This is a genomic window from Hydrogeniiclostridium mannosilyticum (genome assembly GCF_003268275.1).
Taxonomy (GTDB): Bacteria; Bacillota; Clostridia; order Oscillospirales; family Acutalibacteraceae; genus Hydrogeniiclostridium; species Hydrogeniiclostridium mannosilyticum.
Genome location: NZ_QLYR01000001.1, coordinates 343,626 through 362,084, shown reverse-complemented (window position 1 = coordinate 362,084; position 18,459 = coordinate 343,626). Strand labels below are relative to the sequence as shown.

Annotated in this window: 14 protein-coding genes and 1 pseudogene; 11 read left to right on the top strand and 4 right to left on the bottom strand. The window is 49.6% G+C overall.

Features of this window, described 5'->3' with window-relative positions; genetic code table 11:
- Positions 1–56: 56 nt before the first annotated feature.
- Positions 57–467: a BofC C-terminal domain-containing protein gene (locus DPQ25_RS01710; RefSeq protein ID WP_112331446.1), complete on the bottom strand. Its 411-nt coding sequence runs from the start codon at positions 465–467 to the stop codon at positions 57–59.
- 154 nt (positions 468–621) lie between these two features.
- Here DPQ25_RS01710 and DPQ25_RS01705 point away from each other — a divergent pair, with 154 nt between their 5' ends.
- From DPQ25_RS01705 to DPQ25_RS01665, 9 genes and pseudogenes are all read left to right on the top strand, one after another.
- Positions 622–2,937, top strand: a complete 2,316-nt coding sequence (locus DPQ25_RS01705; RefSeq protein WP_177576787.1) for a transglycosylase domain-containing protein — start codon at positions 622–624, stop codon at positions 2,935–2,937.
- 48 nt (positions 2,938–2,985) lie between these two features.
- On the top strand, positions 2,986–4,230 hold the full coding sequence (locus DPQ25_RS01700; RefSeq protein ID WP_112331444.1) for a homoserine dehydrogenase: 1,245 nt from the start codon (positions 2,986–2,988) through the stop codon (positions 4,228–4,230).
- A gap of 33 nt (positions 4,231–4,263) precedes the next feature.
- Positions 4,264–5,160, top strand: a complete 897-nt coding sequence (thrB, locus tag DPQ25_RS01695) for a homoserine kinase (protein ID WP_112331443.1) — start codon at positions 4,264–4,266, stop codon at positions 5,158–5,160.
- Between the two features lie 176 nt (positions 5,161–5,336).
- The gene (locus tag DPQ25_RS01690) at positions 5,337–6,557 is read left to right on the top strand and encodes an aspartate kinase (protein WP_112331442.1); all 1,221 of its coding nucleotides are present in this window, start codon (positions 5,337–5,339) and stop codon (positions 6,555–6,557) included.
- A gap of 191 nt (positions 6,558–6,748) precedes the next feature.
- Entirely contained in the window at positions 6,749–7,264 is a 516-nt protein-coding gene (locus DPQ25_RS01685) for an AAA family ATPase (protein ID WP_112331441.1), read from the top strand.
- A gap of 188 nt (positions 7,265–7,452) precedes the next feature.
- Positions 7,453–9,187, top strand: a pseudogene (locus DPQ25_RS01680) (ABC transporter ATP-binding protein).
- Entirely contained in the window at positions 9,184–10,932 is a 1,749-nt protein-coding gene (locus DPQ25_RS01675; protein WP_112331440.1) for an ABC transporter ATP-binding protein, read from the top strand. The pseudogene DPQ25_RS01680 and the gene DPQ25_RS01675 overlap by 4 nt, the downstream one beginning before the upstream one ends.
- 319 nt (positions 10,933–11,251) lie before the next feature.
- Positions 11,252–12,097 carry a transketolase gene (locus DPQ25_RS01670; protein WP_112331439.1) on the top strand — a complete coding sequence of 282 codons (846 nt, stop codon included), beginning with the start codon at positions 11,252–11,254 and terminating at the stop codon, positions 12,095–12,097.
- Positions 12,097–13,041 carry a transketolase family protein gene (locus DPQ25_RS01665; protein WP_112331438.1) on the top strand — a complete coding sequence of 315 codons (945 nt, stop codon included), beginning with the start codon at positions 12,097–12,099 and terminating at the stop codon, positions 13,039–13,041. The genes DPQ25_RS01670 and DPQ25_RS01665 overlap by 1 nt, the downstream gene beginning before the upstream one ends.
- 125 nt (positions 13,042–13,166) lie before the next feature.
- Here DPQ25_RS01665 and spo0A read toward each other — a convergent pair whose 3' ends face one another.
- The 3 genes from spo0A to DPQ25_RS01650 all read right to left on the bottom strand — a co-directional run bounded on the left by spo0A (position 13,167) and on the right by DPQ25_RS01650 (position 16,593).
- Positions 13,167–13,934, bottom strand: a complete 768-nt coding sequence (gene spo0A, locus DPQ25_RS01660) for a sporulation transcription factor Spo0A (RefSeq protein ID WP_112331437.1) — start codon at positions 13,932–13,934, stop codon at positions 13,167–13,169.
- Between the two features lie 180 nt (positions 13,935–14,114).
- A complete protein-coding gene (spoIVB, locus tag DPQ25_RS01655; RefSeq protein WP_112331436.1) occupies positions 14,115–15,350 on the bottom strand; it encodes a SpoIVB peptidase in 1,236 nt (411 codons plus the stop codon).
- Between the two features lie 166 nt (positions 15,351–15,516).
- Positions 15,517–16,593: a tetratricopeptide repeat-containing glycosyltransferase family 2 protein gene (locus DPQ25_RS01650; protein ID WP_112331435.1), complete on the bottom strand. Its 1,077-nt coding sequence runs from the start codon at positions 16,591–16,593 to the stop codon at positions 15,517–15,519.
- Between the two features lie 190 nt (positions 16,594–16,783).
- Between DPQ25_RS01650 and DPQ25_RS01645 the strand changes: the two genes are divergently transcribed.
- Together DPQ25_RS01645 and cobT are read left to right on the top strand one after the other, a co-directional pair.
- Positions 16,784–17,377 (top strand): hypothetical protein, encoded by a 594-nt coding sequence (locus tag DPQ25_RS01645; RefSeq protein ID WP_112331434.1) that lies wholly within the window; start codon positions 16,784–16,786, stop codon positions 17,375–17,377.
- Between the two features lie 22 nt (positions 17,378–17,399).
- Positions 17,400–18,458 carry a nicotinate-nucleotide--dimethylbenzimidazole phosphoribosyltransferase gene (cobT, locus tag DPQ25_RS01640; protein WP_112331433.1) on the top strand — a complete coding sequence of 353 codons (1,059 nt, stop codon included), beginning with the start codon at positions 17,400–17,402 and terminating at the stop codon, positions 18,456–18,458.
- Position 18,459 lies beyond the last annotated feature (1 nt).

The window sequence follows — 18,459 nt, the reverse complement described above, 5'->3', positions numbered from 1 at the left end:
GAAGGGCTGGCCTCTGGCGGGAAAGAGGCCAGCCCTTCTATATTCACAATGCTGCTTTAGCTTTCGTAGTCTTCAATAATACGGTTTAATTCGTTCTGGTCGCTGGCGGGAATCCCTTCTTTTAGCAGCTTCTGGTCTGCTTCCGGCAGATCGGCGACAGCGACTTTGATTTCCTGAAAGGGATTGCTGCTGCCCTGTTCAAACACACCGATATGCCCTTGATATTCTTTGACAAGATAAAGCGATGAAATCATACTGCTTTCGCTGGATTGCACAGAAATCATACTGCTTTCTTGACTTGAAAGCGTATTTGGGGTAGAATTATAAAATGTATTTGAAGTGGCAGTACTGCTGGTTTCAGGTTCCATAGAGCTGTTCCGGGCAACAAGTATAAAGATGGCGGTCAGAAAGCACACTAGGGCTACAGCCAGCAGAATGTAGGTTCTTTTATTCATAGCGTTTACCATGCCTTTCTGTTTTCCTTTGCGGAAACATTACATTGTTTTTGATTCTTTTTCATTATTCTTTGTTAAATTTGGAAAAATTATACATGACTGTACAATTAATGCGAATAATTGTTTTATAGCGCCCTTCATGAAGTTTAATAAAAGGTGGCAGATCATGAGAAAAACGGATTTAAATAAATATGCCAATGGACAGACGAACCCCCAAAACCAGGCTGCTCTGACCTTCAGGGCGGTGGGAAAGGCAATCTGGAAGCTGCTTGTGACGGCTTTTGTGGTGGCATTTATTACGGGGATTATTGTTTCGGTTTCACTGTTTTCCTATGTCATGAGCATGAAGGATTCAAAAATTGAATACGACCTGATGGATTTGAAGCTCAATTACACCTCGTTCATTTATGTTAATGGCGAAAACGATGACAGCGGGAATCCGGTTCAGTATCAAAGCCTTTACAGCGGTGAAAACCGCGTTTGGGTGAATTATTCGGACATCCCGCAGGCAATGAAGGATGCAATGATTGCTATTGAGGATAAACGTTTTGAAGACCATAACGGTGTGGACTGGATACGGACAATAGGCGCCGTTTATAATCTTGTCACCCATTCGAAAGGTTCCTATGGCGGCTCTACCATTACGCAGCAGCTGATTAAAAATCTGACGGGTGAAAATGATGTCAGCCTGTCACGTAAGGTAAAGGAAATTTTCCGTGCGCTTAACCTTGAAAAGGAATATTCGAAAGAGCAGATTTTAGAGGTCTATCTGAATGTCGTCGACTTCGGCAGTGGCTGCAAGGGCGTTCAGAGTGCGGCTAACCTCTATTTTGGCAAGGATATACAGGATTGCGACATTGCCGAGTGTGCGGCAATCGCGGGAATCACCCAAAACCCCACGGCATATACGCCACTTGTTTATCCAGAGGCCAACCAAAGACGTCAGAGAATTGTGCTGGACCAGATGCTGGATCAGGAAAAAATTACGCAGGAAGAGTACGATGCGGCCTATGAAAAATCGGGCCACATGGAATTTGTGGGCCGTACGAGTGAAAATGTGGTGGACTCCGTTCCCATTTGGGATTGGTACACCGAACAGGTTTTCAAGGATGTTCGCAGAGACCTGATGGAGAAATACGAGTGTACCCAGGCGGAAGCATCCGATATGATCTACCACAATGGGCTTCGCATTTACTCGGCGCAAAATACAGAGCTGCAGACGATTGCGGAGGAGGCTTTGTCCGACCGTTCCATTTTTACACAGGATCCCGGCGCACAGGGCGGATTCTTGGCAATGGACTACAATGGCCGGGTGTTGGCGACTGTTGGACGGGTAGGCGCTAAATATTTGAACCTTGGCACCAGCTATGCGACGGAGACGAACCGTCAGCCCGGTTCGTCGCTTAAGCCGCTGGTGGATTATGCCCCCGGCTTGGAAGCGAAAGTGATTAACTATTCGACAATTTTGGATGACAACCCTGTGGACGGCTATCTTAACGGGGACGGCAGCCCCGGCCCTAACAACTATGATCCTGTCTTCGAAGGAGACGTCACGGTAAAGAGAGCGTTGCAGGTTTCTAAAAACCCGCCCGCGGTAAGAGTTCTTCTCTCAGTGGGGATTCAAAATGCCGTTTCCTTCCTGGAGGACAAACTGAATTTCTCCCCGATAGCAACGGATATGCAGGTGCCCTCTATGGCAATCGGCGGCAGCTTCGGCACCAATATCCGGGAGATGGTAGGGGGCTTTCAGATTTTCGGCAACGGCGGCAAATTCTATGAGCCCTACACCTACTACTATGTTACAGACCATGACGGAAACGTGATCCTCGACAACAGGGAGACGGCCCCGGTTCAGGCCATTAGCTCCGTCAATGCAAGCATCATGTACCGCCTTTTGGAAAATGTCATTCAGGCAGGCACCGGACGGCTGGCCGCACTGGACGGCTGGCAGGTTTACGGTAAAACTGGAACCACTCAGGACCGCAAGGACCTCTGGTTTATTGGCGGAACGCCTTATGCCGTTGGCGGCGTTTGGACGGGTTATGCCAGCTATAAGCGGCAAATGGACGATGAAGATATCGCTAAGAAAATTTGGAAAAATATTATGAGCCAGTATCTGTCTAATAAGGAAGCCAAGCAGTTTACCTTGGACCCCGATATGATTTCCGCAAAGTTCTGCGTGGAGACCGGAAAGCTGGAAAATCCGGGAGTTTGCAGCGAGACGGAGCTCGGTTGGTATTCGCGGGATAATCTGCCCTCTATTTGTGACGGCGAGCATGAGGGGGCGGAGTCTTCGGAACCGGTTTCCAGTGAGGCTTCTTCTGAGCCGCCGCGCGTATCCTCCTCAGAGACAACGCAATCCGGGCCGGTGGTTGTTCCCTCGAGTTCCGCTGAGTCTTCAGAGCCGGCCTCCTCGGAAAATGAGCAGAGCTCCAGCGAGGCGGATTCCAATAGTTCCTCGCATAACAAGCCGTCCGATTAAGAAGCTGAGTCAAGAATATCAATATAGAGATAAAAAGGAGTCGTCACTATGTTAAATATTGCGGTTATGGGTTATGGTGTCGTTGGCTCCGGTGTGGTAGAAGTTCTGACAAACCATGCGGAGAAAATCGCCAAAAAGGCAAAGGAAGAAATCAACATTAAGTATATTTTGGACCTGCGGGAGTTCCCCGGGAACCCTCTTGAGGCCCGCTTTACCAAATCTTTCGACGATATTGTCAATGATGATGAGGTAAAGATTGTTGTTGAGGTTATGGGCGGTTTGCATCCTGCATACGAATATACGAAGCGCTGCCTGGAGGCGGGTAAGAGTGTGGTGACCTCCAATAAGGAGCTGGTTGCCATGAAGGGCGCCGAGCTGCTGGCGCTGGCACAGCAGAAAAACCTGAATTATTTGTTTGAGGCAAGCGTCGGCGGAGGTATTCCAATTATCCGTCCGCTGAGCCAATGCCTTGCCGCCAATGATGTGATAGAAATTGCCGGTATTCTCAATGGGACGACAAATTTTATCCTGACAAAAATGATTCGGGAGCAAATGTCCTTTGAGGCAGCGCTGGCGCTGGCGCAACAGCTCGGCTATGCAGAGCGGAACCCGGCGGCCGACGTGGAGGGGCATGACTCCTGCCGTAAAATTTGCATCTTGGCATCCCTGGCTTACGGGAAGCATGTTTACCCGGACCAGGTACATACGGAGGGCATCACAAAGCTGACGCTCGAAGACGTGGAGTATGCGGAGTCCTGGGGCGGCGTGATTAAGCTGATTGGCCGCGTTAAACGCGATGAGAAAAAGAAACTGCAAATTATCGTCTGCCCGATGTTTATTCCCCGGGAAAGCCAGCTTGCCAATGTAGACGATGTCTTTAATGGTATTTTGGTTCGCGGGGATTCCACGGGTGATGTTGTGTTTTACGGCAAGGGAGCCGGCAAACTGCCGACGGCAAGCGCTGTGGTAGCCGATGTAATCGATTGTGTTAAGCACATCGGAGCCCGTAAATATTTATTCTGGAGTGACGGCAGCAGCGATTATGTTGAAGATTATATGCTGGACACGGTCAGCATGTATGTGCGGGTTCGTATCGACAACGTGGATTTGGCCTACCATAATGCCAGCCGTGTGCTCGGCGGCATTACGCGCCTTTCCCGCAAGGATGCCCCCGCCGGCGAACTGGCTTTCATCACCGAAAGCATGCCGGAAAAGGATATTCATAAGAAGCTTGACGCCCTGAAGGAATTAGGTGTTGAAGCCGTAAGTATGATTCGCATCGGCGATGTTTGATTTGGTTTAAGCAAGGCAGGGGGAACGGCTAAAATGATACGGGTTCAGGTACCGGCGACAAGCGCTAATCTGGGGTCAGGCTTTGACTCTCTTGGTATTGCGCTCTCCATGCATAACAGGGTGTGGATGGAGGAGTCGGATGTGGTTGATATTTCCAGCAGGGACTCGACCGTCATTCCGACCGATGAACATAATTTGATTTACTGGGCGGCAAAGCGGCTTTATGAGCAGTGCGGGCGGAAGCTGCCGGGGCTCCGGCTGGTGCAGGAGAACAATATCCCCATGGCCCGCGGACTGGGCAGCAGCTCGTCCTGCATAGTGGCGGGAATTTTAGGCGCCAACCGTTTGCTGGGCACTCCTTTCTCACAAAAGGATCTTGTGAATTTTGCGGCAAAGATAGAAGGCCACCCAGACAATACGACGCCGGCGATTGAGGGCGGCCTGGTGGCGTCTGCCATCGAGGGGGAGCGGGTTTACAGCGTAAGCGTACCGGTTTCAGATAAAATTCGCTTTGCGGTGTTTATTCCGCCGTTTGAGCTGAAGACAGAAAAGGCGCGTGCAGTGCTGCCCGCTCAATACTCCAGGTCGGATGCGGTATATAATCTGTCGCGCTCGGCTTTGATGACGGCTTCATTGTTTTCCGGCAGCCTGGAAAATCTTCGTGTCGCGGTGGGAGACCGCATCCACCAGCCATACCGTTCCGGCTTGATTGAAGGCCTGGACAGCGTATTCCGCATGAGCTATGAGTTAGGGTCCCTGGGAACTTATGTCAGTGGTGCGGGCCCCACAATTATTGCAATGATTCATGCCGGGGATGCGGACAGCTTCCTGCACTATGCTTCCTCACACCTGGAGGAACGGGGGATTTCCGGTTGGCAGGTACTTGTTTTGGACACGGATGCAAACGGAGCCAGCGTTTCAATCGAATGATTTTAACCCAATGCAAAATATTCTGAAGGAGTTATGAAACCCTGGCATTCTTTCAGGCAATAGCTGAATGGTGTAGGTTATTTTTTAGGATTTAGTTTACCCACATTGTAAATGACCTTGGCGGACTTTTTAAAGAATTATATATTTGCGACAGATTGATAATTGGAGGAAGCTTTATGGCATTAATTGTGCAGAAGTTTGGCGGTAGTTCCGTAGCCAATGCAGAGCGGGTTTTTAATGTGGCGGATATTGTCACCAAGACCTATGCGGAAGGGAATAGTGTAGTGGTTGTTGTCTCGGCGCAGGGGGACACCACCGACGATTTGATTGAAAAGGCACAGGAGATTAATCCGCAGGCCTCAAAGCGGGAGATGGATATGCTGCTGACCGCAGGGGAGCAGATATCGGCTTCCCTGTTGGCTATGGCGATTGAAAAGCTGGGCTATCCGGTCGTTTCGCTGCTGGGCTGGCAGGCGGGTTTCCACACAAGTTCGGCTTATGGCAGCGCTCGGATTAAACGGGTTATTCCGGACCGTATTAAGAAAGAACTGGATAAGAAGAATATTGTGATTGTAACCGGCTTTCAGGGCATTAACCGCTACGACGATATGACAACGCTGGGCCGTGGTGGTTCCGATACCAGCGCGGTAGCGATTGCAGCGGTGATGAATGCGGATCTTTGCCAGATTTATACGGATGTTGAGGGCGTGTTTACCGCCGACCCGCGCAAGGTGAAAAATGCCAGAAAGCTGAGCGTAATCTCCTACGACGAGATGCTGGAGCTGGCTTCCTTGGGCGCTCAGGTTTTGAACAACCGCTCGGTGGAAATGGCAAAAAAATATAATATTCAGCTGGAGGTGCTTTCCAGCTTGACCAGAGCTAAGGGAACAATTGTTAAGGAGGCTAAGCAAATGGAAAAGATGATGATCAGCGGTGTTGCAAAGGACGAGAAGGTCGCCCGGATTTCGATTATAGGGGTACCGGATAAGCCGGGCCTGGCATTTAAAATCTTTTCTAAGCTGGCAGCAAAAAATGTTAATGTGGATATTATTTTACAATCCATTGGGCGCAATGGCACAAAGGACATCAGCTTTACCGTTGACCAGCAAAATCTGAAGGATACCATCGAGCTGCTCTCCGCCTATGTAGAGCTCATTGGCGCCAGCAGTGTTGTTTATGACGAGAACGTGGCAAAGGTTTCAGTTGTCGGTGCAGGCATGGAAACACATCCTGGCGTTGCAGCGGATATGTTCGAGGCCCTGTATGAAGCGAATATCAATATTACCATGATTTCGACCAGTGAAATCAAGATTTCGGTTTTGATCAGCAAGGAAGATGCAGATAAGGCAGTTGCTGTTATTCACGACAAATTTTTCAGTGAGGCCATTCATGCCTAACGCATTAGATAGTAAGGCCTGCATGTAAGCATGGCCTCCATAACAATATTTTAAGCTGGCGCCATCTGAAAGGGTTGCGCCAGCTTTTGGTTCATTGAAAACGGGGCCGCTTCTGCTTGTTGCTATAATTGTGGCAGCGTTTTGGCAGCGTGCTGCCATCGGGACTTAAAAACGGGGAGCTAGTGAAAAACGTGGGGACAAGGATTATCGTTTGTGGTTTAAATGGCACAGGAAAAAGTACGCTTGGCAAAGCGCTGTCAAAAAAATTAGGATTTCATTTTGTTGATGTAGAAGACTTGTATTTCCCCGAAACCGGTATGGATGACCGGTACGCCTTTTCCCGCACGAGGGAAGAAGTGAACAGACTTCTCATAAGCCGGTTCCAAACCTATGAAGATATTGTTTTTTCTGCGGTAAAAGGGGACTATGGCGGGGTAATGTTTGATTATTGTATAATACTGGCCGCCCCTAAGGAGGTCAGATTGCAACGCGTAAAGCAGCGCTCCTTTGCGAGCTTTGGCGGCAGGGTTTTACCCGGCGGGGATTTATACGAGCGGGAAAAGTCTTTTTGGGGCTTGGTTCAGTCAAGGCAAGAGTACTTTGTTGAAAATTGGGCGGCAACCTTACGCTGCCCAATTATAAGGGTCAATACTGAAAGAAGCATCGGCGAAAATGTTTCTTTTTTAGCGGCTCAAATATCCTGTTAAGATTTTATTTGTAGACCAGCGTCATAACCCCATACAGGTTCTTTATCAGGTACCTGTATGGGCAGGCCGTTTTTGTTTTAGGGCCACGGTAAGAAGAGTATAGTTATGGGGGATCTTGAAAAAATATTGATATTGCATGAAATCCGCGGTACAATGAAAAAGAATAACGGCTGGAAGGATTGAGTTTTTTGCATAAGCTGGCGAGATTTTTAAAGAGGTACAGGGTTCAGGTAATTTTAGGGCCTGTTTTTAAGTTGACGGAGGCGGTGCTTGAGCTGATCGTACCTATTATTACCGCCATGATTATTGACAATGGCGTAAAAAAAGGGGATGTCGCCTATGTGTGGCGCATGGGCGGCGTGCTTTTGCTTTTAGGGGCGGTGGGTCTCTGCTGTGCTTTGGTGTGCCAGAAGATGGCCTCTATTGCCTCACAGGGCTTTGGCACCGTTTTGCGCAATGAGGTGTACCGCCATATCAACAGCCTTTCCCATGCGGAGATCGACCAGCTGGGGACCCCATCTCTCATTACACGGATTACCAATGATGTAAATCAACTGCAATATGCGGTGGCCATGCTCATCCGCTTGGTAATACGGGCTCCTTTCCTGGCAATTGGCGCGATTGTAATGGCAATGATCCTGGACTTTCAGATGGGACTTATTTTTTTGCTTGCAACACCCTTGATCGCCTTGGTGCTTTATCTGGTTATGAGCCGTTCGGTGCCCTTTTTTAAGGTTATGCAGAAAAAACTGGATAAAATTTCTTTGATTTCCCGTGAGGGCCTTTCCGGTGTTCGGGTAATTCGCGCTTTCTCCAAGCAACAGAATGAGGAAAAGCGGTTTAATGTGGCGGCAGACGATCAGGCGCGGACAGCAGTGCAGGTCGGCAAGCTTTCCGCATTGCTCAACCCATTGACTTATACCATTATGAATTTTGCCATTATTGCAATTATCTGGTTTGGCGGCATGCGTGTGGATGGCGGAAGCTTGGAGCAGGGGGAGATCATTGCGCTGGTTAACTACATGACCCAGACGCTGTTGGCTTTGATTGTTGTTGCCAATCTGGTAGTCACCTTCACAAAGGCATCGGCGTCCGCTGCGCGTGTAAATGAGGTACTGGCTCTGCAGCCCTCGGTATCGGATGCGGGCAACCAACCGGTTCAACCCGATTTGACCGCACCGAAAATACGGTTTCGGCAGGTATCCTTCTCCTATGACGGGTCGGACAAATATGCTTTAAAAAACCTCAGTGTGGATATTCAAAAGGGAGAGACGGTAGGCATTATCGGCGGAACTGGTTCTGGAAAATCCACGCTGGTTCAGCTGATTCCACGTTTTTATGATGCCACAAAGGGGGAGGTCCTGGTAGATGGCATCGATGTGAGGGCGTATCCTTTTCAGCAGCTGAGAAAAGAAATCGGCATGGTGCCGCAGGAAGCCGTGCTGTTTTCAGGAACAATTGAAAGCAATCTGCGTTGGGCGAAGCAAGAGGCCAGCGGTGAAGAACTAAGAAAGGCTCTGCGCGTGGCCCAGGCGTTGGATTTTGTAGAAAAACTGCCCGATGGGCTGAGAAGTCCAGTCAATCAAGGCGGAAAAATTTTCAGGGGGGCAAAAGCAGCGCCTGACAATTGCACGGGCTCTGGTGGGCGACCCACAAATATTAATTTTAGACGACAGTTCCTCGGCGCTTGACTTTGCAACGGATGCCGCGCTGCGGCGTGCGATTCGCCAGGAGACACAGAATATGACCGTGCTCATTGTGACCCAGCGCGCCAGTGCCATCAAGCAGGCAGATAAAATTATTGTGTTGGATGACGGCGCTGTTGTGGGAATTGGAAATCATCGGGATTTGCTGGAAAGCTGTGAGGTTTATCGGGAGATCTGTCTTTCTCAGCTGAATAAAGAGGAGGTGGAGTCCGCATGAGCAAAACCGTTTTGCGCCGCTTACTCTCTTATGTAAGGCCCTATACCGGCTATGTGCTGGGTGCGCTGGTCAGTGCCGTTATCAATGTTTCCCTTACTTTATACGGCCCGATTTTGATCGGGCGTGCAGTGGATAAAATTGTCTCACAGGGCGCTGTAGATTTTGCTGGAATCATTCCAATCATCATCACTTTTGCTGTCACTATTATAGTGAGTGCCGTTTTTCAATGGCTGCTGGCTTATTGTACCAATAAAATGACCTATAAAACGGTACGCGACCTGCGAATGCAGGCATACCGAAAGATAAACCGCCTGCCGCTGAAATATATTGACGGACACGCGCATGGGGATATGATTAGCCGGATTGTCAATGATGTCGACCAGGTTTCAGATGGTCTGCTGCAGGGGGTTACTCAGCTGTTTACAGGGGTTGTTACCATTGTGGGGACCTTTATCTTCATGCTGACAATCAGTCCGGTCATCACCGTGGTGGTGGTACTGGTAACGCCATTATCCCTTTTTGTTGCCGCCTTTATTGCCAGGATATCCCACCGTCAGTTTGTGGAGCAGCAGGCTACACAAGGCGAGCTTTCCGGCTATATTGAGGAGACGATTGGCGGCCAGAAAATTGTGAAGACCTTTTGTTATGAGCAGGAAAGCGAGGCGGCATTTGCTCAGATTAACGTCAGGCTGTACCGTTGCGGGGTTAAGGCTCAGTTTTATTCTTCATTGTCCAACCCCAGTACACGGTTTGTCAACAGCATTGTGTCCGCTGCCGTTGCGGTTATTGGCTCTGTTTGTGCGATTACAGGCCGTCCGGGCCCTTTGACGATCGGCCAGATTACAAGCTTCCTCTCCTATGCACAGCAGTATACCAAGCCTTTTAATGAGGTAACTGCCGTTATTACACAGATTCAGACGGCGTTTGCATCAGCTCAGCGGCTGTTTGCACTTCTGGATGAACCGGAGGAGGTTCCTGATTCCCCGCAGGCGGTTATTCCCGCTGACTGTGAGGGTAATGTTGCTGTCGAGCATCTTTTCTTTTCCTACCGTCCGGAGACAGAACTGATTCGTGACTGGAACGTTTCTGTGCACAAGGGCGACCGTGTAGCGATAGTGGGGCCGACAGGCTGCGGAAAAACAACCATTATCAACTTGCTTATGCGCTTTTATGATGCCAACCACGGGGAAATCCGAGTAGACGGTATTGATATTCGTAAAATGAGTCGTGCCGGATTGCGCAGTATGTATGGAATGGTGCTACAGGAAAGCTGGTTGTTCCATGGGACCATTCGTGAAAATATTGCCTATGGGCGGCCGCAGGCAACGCAGGAAGAGGTAGAGGCGGCCGCAAGGGCCGCACATGCGCATTCGTTTATTATGCGGCTGCCGGACGGCTACGATACGGTAATCGCAGAGGACGGCGGAAACATCTCCCAGGGACAGCGGCAGCTGCTGTGTATAGCACGCGTGATGCTCGTTGACCCGCCGATGCTGATTCTGGACGAGGCGACGAGTAATATAGACACCCGTACCGAGGTGCATATACAAAAGGCCTTTAACCGAATGATGGAGGGGCGGACGAGCTTTATTGTGGCGCATCGCCTGTCTACTATTAAAGAGGCGGATTTGATTTTGGTGATGAACCAGGGGCAAATTATTGAGCAGGGTACTCATGAACAACTTTTGCACAAAAACGGTTTCTATGCAAAGCTCTATAATAGTCAGTTTGCACTTCCAGCTTGATTTGTGCGGTTTGTATGAAATCACAGTTTGCAATTTGTTGAAGTTTATGCTATAATGGCTACAAACCGAAGGTTTGTAGCGGAGAAATTTCCTTTCGGGGCACAGCCCCTCCCGCGCGGTCGCGCGGCGTAAATTTTCTGAGCGGCGAGCGTGCAATAACGAGAAGGCTCAGGAAGTGCTGCGGGTATAATGGTTACAAACCAAAGGTTTGTAGCGGAGAAATTTCCCTCAAATATTTTTCATCTGTAAGTTTAAGGCTCTTTCCACAAAGGAAAAAGCCTTTTATAAAGTTCAAAATAATATTAGGAGGTCTGCTTGAATGAATAGCAGTGAGAAGAAAAGCCTTCAAATCTCGGCCTGTAAGATCAGGCTGGGAGCGGTAGAGGGTGTCTATCATGCAAAGTCCGGCCATCCGGGCGGCTCTCTTTCCGCGGCGGATTTGTACGCTTATCTTTATTTTCAGGAACTGAATATCGACCCTGAAAATCCGAAATGGGCGGATCGCGACCGCTTCGTACTCTCTAAGGGGCATTGCTGCCCGGGTTTATACGCAGCCTTGGCGGAGCGTGGCTATTTCAGCGCGGACGAGCTCCAAAAGCTGCGTCACATCGGCGCAATGCTGCAAGGCCACCCTGATATGAAGGGAACGCCGGGCATCGACATGAGCACGGGATCCCTGGGGCAGGGAATTTCCGCCGCCTGCGGAATCGCAAAAGCGGGAAAAATGGACGGAAAGGCTTACCGTGTTTATGCTATGCTGGGCGACGGTGAAATTGAAGAGGGCCAGGTTTGGGAGGCCGCTATGTTTGCGGCACACCATAAGCTGGATAACCTTTGCCTGATTGTGGACAGTAACGGGCTTCAGATCGACGGGCCTGTTGCCGAGGTTGCCGGGCCAGAGCCGATTGATGAGAAATTCCGTGCCTTTGGTTTTGATGTTCAGACCATTGACGGAAATAATTTCGACGACATTGAGCGGGCGTTTGTCCATGCAAAAACTGTGCAGGGGAAGCCGTCCGTTATTATTGCAAAGACGGTGAAGGGTAAGGGCGTTTCTTATATGGAAAACCAGGTTGGCTGGCATGGAAAAGCCCCGAATGCAGAGCAGTATGAGCAGGCCATGCAGGAACTGAAGACAGCCCTAGCTGGATTGGAGGCGGAATAATGGCTGAAATTGTAACAAAGGCTACCCGTGAAAGCTTTGGTGAGGCAATTACGGAATTGGCGGAAAAATATCCTGAAATTGTTGTGCTGGACGCCGATCTGGCGGCGGCAACAAAGACGGAAATTTTTAAAAAGGCTTATCCCAACCGTTTTATAGATTGTGGTATAGCGGAATGCAATATGATCGGGGTGGCTGCCGGATTGGCAACCTGCGGTAAAATTCCCTTTGCTGCTTCGTTTGCCATGTTTTCGGCTGGCCGTGCCTTTGAGCAAATCCGCAATTCGGTGGGGTACCCGCACTTAAACGTTAAAATCGTCGGTTCTCATGCAGGAATTTCCGTCGGAGAGGACGGAGCGACCCATCAATGTAATGAGGACATTGCCTTGATGCGGACCATTCCGGGTATGGTTGTTCTGAACCCGGCAGATCATTATGAGATGAAGGCGGCCGTTGAGGCGGCCGTAAAATATCAGGGGCCTGTTTATATCCGTTTGGGGCGGCTGGCGGTAGCGAGCGTTCATAATAATGACGATTACCAGTTTGAAATTGGGAAAGCAATCCAGCTTTGCGAAGGAACAGATGCCACGGTTATTGCAACCGGCCTGATGGTCGGAGAAGCAGTAAAAGCCGCCGCCGCCTTGAAAGAGAAGGGGATTCATGTCCGGGTAATTGACATGCATACCGTTAAGCCGATTGACCGCGAGGCAGTCGTTCGCGCCGCAAAGGAGACGGGCAAGCTGATCACGGTGGAAGAGCACAATATTGTCGGCGGCCTGGGCGAAGCTGTATGCAGCGTTGTCTGCGAGGAATACCCGGTTCCGGTTACGAGAATCGGTGTAGAGGATTGCTATGGACATTCCGGCCCGGCCAAAGATTTACTGAAGGAATTTGGCCTGAGCGCTGAACACATTGCCGGGGTTGCGGAAAAGGTGGTTCGTGCTTAATTAAATTAAAATAAAAAGATGCCTTTAAAAACAAGGCATCTTTTTTATTCATTATAATAGGGTTTCTCCGTCTGGATAGGCGGAGGAAACCCATTTTATTGATAAGATTAAGGAGCGGTAATGGATTAGGCGCTCTTCATGTGGAGGCGAAGACGGTCGCTGATCATAGCGATAAATTCAGAGTTGGTCGGCTTGCCGCGGGTATTGTGGATGGTATAACCAAAATAGGTGTTCAAAACATCCACGTCGCCACGGTCCCAAGCAACCTCAATTGCGTGGCGGATGGCGCGTTCCACGCGTGAGCTGGTCGTGTTGTACCTTTTGGCCACGCTGGGGTAGAGCTGCTTTGTAACGGCGTTGATAATCTCCGGGGTTTCTATAGACATGATAATCGAATCTCGCAAATAATGATAGCCCTTGATATGGGCGGGTACGCCGATTTGATGCAGAATTTCTGTAACCTGGATTTCGAGGGACTGCGTATTGTCTATAGTCTGCTCACGGTATTTGCTGCCTACCGTGTAGCCGGCAATACGGAAAATACGCTGTGCCAGGTCCGTGGGATTAAAGGGATATACCGCTAAATAGGAGGCGCCGGCGTTCATAACCTCTCGCTCCAAAACGGGACTCATTGTGCTGGAAACAATAACAAAAAATGGTTTATTTACCATGCGATCGGAGCAGGATTTCATCACGCCAAAAGCATCTATATGCGGCATAAATAGATCAGCTAAGACAACATCAGGGTGTAATAACTCTATTTTTTCCAGTAGTTTTGCGCCGTCTTTTGGCACATAAACGACTTCCATGCCGGATTGCTCCAAAGCTCTGCCATAATCCCGAATAAATTCTACTTCGTCATTGGATACCAATAGTTTCAAACGCTTATCCATTTAAATTCCTCCTAATTTTCGGTGCTTTCAAATATTACCATAAAATGGTATAAATGGCAATAGCTATTTTGAAATTTTTTTATTTTTTAGGGGGAATATTATTTTTAAGCAGAGAAACCCATCGGTTTGACGGAGCCTGTTTTCTTCAAAAATGCCATATGCCTGGCGCTTTTTCCGTTATTATGCTGCGTCCTTGGAAACTGCTTGAGGATTGACGATTTGTGAAACATTGAGCATGTTTTCCGCAAAAATGCCATATCCCCTGGTAGGGTCGTTGACAAATACGTGGGTGACGGCTCCTACAAGCTTGCCGTTTTGTAAAATAGGGCTGCCGCTCATGCCCTGCACGATGCCCCCAGTTGCCTTTAAAAGCTCAGGGTCCGTGACATGCAGCACCATGTTTTTGGTTTCGCTTTGGTTTCGCAGATCGATGCTTTCAATTTCCGCGTCGTAATATTGGGGGCCGTCCTCATTAATAGTTGTTAGTATTTGTACCTTGCCGGTGGTGATGTCCTGCTTCATGGCCATTGTGACGCTTGTGCCTTCGAAGGTCTTCTCCAGGTTGCCATAAACACCGGCCTGTACGTTTGCACAAAGACTGCCTATGGCGGTGTCGTTCGAAAAATAACCTCTGAGTTCTCCGGGTAGGCCTTTTTCTCCCTTGGCAATTCCGCAAATAGTGACCGGTAATATATCACCGGAACGAAGGGGCATGACCTCCCCGGTGTCGGTGTCGCAGATCGCGTGGCCAAGGCCGCCGAAGCTCCCGGTTTCAGGGTCATAGAAAGTCATGGTACCAATTCCGGCCGTGCTGTCTCGAACCCACAGCCCGGCTTTATACAAATTGTCGGTTTCACAGGTTACCGGGTGAAGCGTAGCGGTAAATACCCGGCCGTTTCTTTCTAGCTCTAATTCCAGGGCTTTGCCGTCGCTTTTTTCAACCAATGCGGCTACTTCTTCATTTTGGTTGACATCTTTACCGTTGATTTTTTGAATGATATCGCCAGTTTTAATGCCGGCGCAGGTTGCAGGGTTGACCATGCCGTCCTGGGTGGGAATGTCGGCTGTGCCGACTACGATTACACCGTTTGTAAAAAGGCGGATTCCGAAGGGTGTGCCGCAGGGAATTAATTCCTTTTCACCGGTAACAGCAATATCAACACTTTTGATGGGAAAGGTGTTCCAAAGCATGAGGTCGGCCTTAAATTGATTTTCGCTGTCTGCGGTAAGAGAAGTAGCCTGCATATCCTTTTCTTTTATATTGGTTGAAATAATATTATTTTTCCAATGCAGGTCTTGGCCTCTTGTGATTTGGTAGGAATCCGCCGTATAGGCATCGGCTATGCCGGAACTGACCGTTAGGGCTAAACAGGCGGTTACAATGCTCCAGGCCGCGAATTTTCCAATGGTCTTCATTTTTTCACCTCCTTTCGCCGCCGTATCTACTTTGCCTCCAGGAGGATGCTTTTATGTTGACAGTTATTCTTTATACCGTTAGATTTTGTCATGAATGAGCCGTAGGCGCCCATTTTTAGAAGGATTATGGATAAAACTGGTAAGTTAAATTTTATGTGTAAAGCCTTCAGCGCTGATTTAAATTAGAAAAATAAATGCGGTTCTGACGGCACGCTTCGGAGTCCGGCTTATAGGCGGCGGCCTTTTCATTATACGCCGCCGCCTTGTCATGCTCACCCAGGCGGTCAAAGCATACGCATAGTTGAATGGAAGGGAGATATCCGTAGCAGTCTGGCTCGACAAATGCACCGCAGTCCTCGTTTTTAGTCCGGGTTAGGGCAATGGAATACCAGAAGGCGGCGGTGCGGTAGTGTTCCTGTTCAAAAAAGTGCCGCCCGATATCGCAGCAAATTTCAGCACGCGGTTCATCATAAGCAAAGCTCCGCAGCAGAGCAAGTAAGGCCTCCGGCGCTTGGCCCAGCTTATAGAGGCAGCGGGCAAGCTGGCGGCAGGACTCGATTTTATTTTCAATCCAGCTCTCCGGGCTGTCTATGACCTGTAAGAAGGCTTGTTTAGCTTCTTCATAGCGCCGGTGCCAGTAGAGCTCGCGGCCGTAATAGAACTGCTGGCGCATATCCAGGGAATGGCCGCTCCTGCGCAATTTTTCAAAAATGTTGATATTTCTGTCTGGGTCTGTGGGGTGGACCTTCTGGTGGCAAACAGCGATATCAGTGTATAGAATATTTCCGCAGGGCGTTATGGCCTCATGGATGGCGCCCTGCCAACTGTAGCCCTTGTTGTTTTTGATCAAGCGTTCACGGTTATAGGAAAATGTGGGGTTGCCGTTTTTGTCAAAACCGGTGTGGTAACGCATCATAACCATGTCTGTGTCGGGCGGAAGGGTGTTTTTTAAATCGACAAGCTTTTTTTGGTCCTCAAAGCGGATGATGTCATCGGCATCCAGCCACATACAATACTCCATCGTAGCCTTTGAAAAGGCAAAATTACGCGCCGCGGCAAAGTCGTCTATCCACTCAAAATCATAGACTTGCTCCGTATAAAGCGCCGCGATCTCTTTAGTCCGGTCGGTGGAACCAGTATCTACAATAATAATTTCGTCTGCAAAGTTGATTGCACAGTCCAGGCACCTGGCCAGAACGTCTTCTTCGTTTTTTACAATCATACATAGGCTAATGGTTATCATAATATCCCTCCTACAGGCTTTTATACGCATGTGACCGTTTTAATGTTATCCTATGACGGAAAATATTTTCTGTGAAGGAATTTTATTGCAGATTTTTTTACTTTTTTCCACGGCGAATTGTCAGAAAGCATTCGCTGTGGTATGATTAAAATGAATTATAATTGGAAAATAGAAGATCGGAGGAGATTCTATGGAATTGGAGAATATATTAAAACACGAGTTATTTGCCTATGACCCGGGCGCGCATCTATGGTTTGCCCACGCTTGGGAGGAGGCTAAACCGCTGTTGGGCGGCGGGCGGCTTGACAGCCCGATTCAGCAGCTGAAAGCTATTTTGCTGGCAGTGGGCCTGAAAAGGCTGTATGCCGAGTTTTACCGTCAATTAGAGGGCGGTGAAAATGAGATTGGCAGCCTGGATGTTTTTGACCTGATGGACCAGCTGGAATGGAGCGAGGAGGCCGTCTGGTTCCTGGCAGGTGTTTACAGCAGGGAAGATGCGGAATATGAGCAGCTTTTAGCTGAAGGCGATATTCACGAAATGCTCGATTTTATGGTGCTGAATACCGCTCGCCGGGCAGCGCGGCTGTTGACGGAAAGTATAACGGCGGAGGTGCTGTTTGTACGTTTTTATATAGCGGAGAACATGGAGGCGGACCAGGAGCCGGGCCTGGAAGATCCGGCGGCTTACCGCCGCTATATAGAGGAGCATATGGCTGTTTTGAATGAGGTGGATCCCGGCAAGGAACAGGCGTATGCGTGGCTTTCGGACAGGATGCCGCTGTAATGGATCGGGAGAGGGTGTAACGATGAATTTGCGGGAGACAATCGCGGCAATCCAGCCGTTAAATGTACAAGCCGCCGGGCAGGCAAAGCAGCGTTGGGCCAGCATTGCCAAGCCGCTGAACAGCTTGGGGCTGCTGGAGAGCGCTTTAGTGCGGATTGCCGGAATGACCGGAGATGCGGAAATACGGCTGCACAAGCGTGCTGTGGTGGTCATGTGCGCAGACAACGGCGTAGTAGAGGAAGGCGTGACCCAGTGTGATAGCAGTGTGACGGCTGTTGTAGCAGAAAATTTTACCAAGGGGGCCGCCAGTGTTAATCATATGTCTGCGGTCGCCGGTGCGGACGTGATTCCAGTGGACATCGGCATCGCGAAGAAAATGGAAACGCCTGGATTGCGCGACTGCAAAATTGCATACGGAACTCAGAATATGGCCCGAGGGCCGGCAATGACGCGGGAACAGGCTGTATGCTCTTTGGAAACGGGCATTGCGATAGCACAGGAGCTCTGTGGGCAGGGGTACCGGCTTTTGGCTACCGGCGAAATGGGTATTGGCAATACCACTACCAGCAGCGCCCTAGCCGCCGTACTTTTAAACCGGCCGGTAGAGGTGGTCACTGGGCGCGGCGCCGGGCTTTCCTCAGTTGGCCTGGAGCGCAAAATTGCCGCTATTTCGAAGGCGATTGCAGTGAACAAGCCGGATCCCTCGGATGCGGTGGATAGCCTGGCAAAGGTGGGCGGTTTTGATATCGGCGGCATGGCGGGGGTTTTCCTGGGTGGGGCTGCTATGCACGTGCCGGTGTTGGTTGATGGATTTATCTCGGCTGCCGCCGCGTTGGTGGCTGCCCGTATTTGCCCGCAGGTTAAGGATTATCTGCTGGCCTCGCATGTTTCCAAGGAACCGGCGGGCTGCTTGTTGATGGAGGAACTGGGGCTGCAGCCGTTCCTGACGGCGGATATGTGTTTGGGCGAGGGGACCGGCGCGGTTGCGGCGATGCCCATTTTGGACATGGCCAATGCTGTTTACCAGGGCATGGGAACATTTCAGGATATTGCCATAGAGGCTTACCAGCCTTTGAATTAGG

Coding starts and splice junctions, on each gene's coding strand:
- DPQ25_RS01710 (WP_112331446.1), bottom strand. CDS start 467: ATGGTAAACGCTATGAATAAAAGAACCTACATTCTGCTGGCTGTAGCC.
- DPQ25_RS01705 (WP_177576787.1), top strand. CDS start 622: ATGAGAAAAACGGATTTAAATAAATATGCCAATGGACAGACGAACCCC.
- DPQ25_RS01700 (WP_112331444.1), top strand. CDS start 2,986: ATGTTAAATATTGCGGTTATGGGTTATGGTGTCGTTGGCTCCGGTGTG.
- thrB (WP_112331443.1), top strand. CDS start 4,264: ATGATACGGGTTCAGGTACCGGCGACAAGCGCTAATCTGGGGTCAGGC.
- DPQ25_RS01690 (WP_112331442.1), top strand. CDS start 5,337: ATGGCATTAATTGTGCAGAAGTTTGGCGGTAGTTCCGTAGCCAATGCA.
- DPQ25_RS01675 (WP_112331440.1), top strand. CDS start 9,184: ATGAGCAAAACCGTTTTGCGCCGCTTACTCTCTTATGTAAGGCCCTAT.
- DPQ25_RS01670 (WP_112331439.1), top strand. CDS start 11,252: ATGAATAGCAGTGAGAAGAAAAGCCTTCAAATCTCGGCCTGTAAGATC.
- DPQ25_RS01665 (WP_112331438.1), top strand. CDS start 12,097: ATGGCTGAAATTGTAACAAAGGCTACCCGTGAAAGCTTTGGTGAGGCA.
- spo0A (WP_112331437.1), bottom strand. CDS start 13,934: ATGGATAAGCGTTTGAAACTATTGGTATCCAATGACGAAGTAGAATTT.
- spoIVB (WP_112331436.1), bottom strand. CDS start 15,350: ATGAAGACCATTGGAAAATTCGCGGCCTGGAGCATTGTAACCGCCTGT.
- DPQ25_RS01650 (WP_112331435.1), bottom strand. CDS start 16,593: ATGATAACCATTAGCCTATGTATGATTGTAAAAAACGAAGAAGACGTT.
- DPQ25_RS01645 (WP_112331434.1), top strand. CDS start 16,784: ATGGAATTGGAGAATATATTAAAACACGAGTTATTTGCCTATGACCCG.
- cobT (WP_112331433.1), top strand. CDS start 17,400: ATGAATTTGCGGGAGACAATCGCGGCAATCCAGCCGTTAAATGTACAA.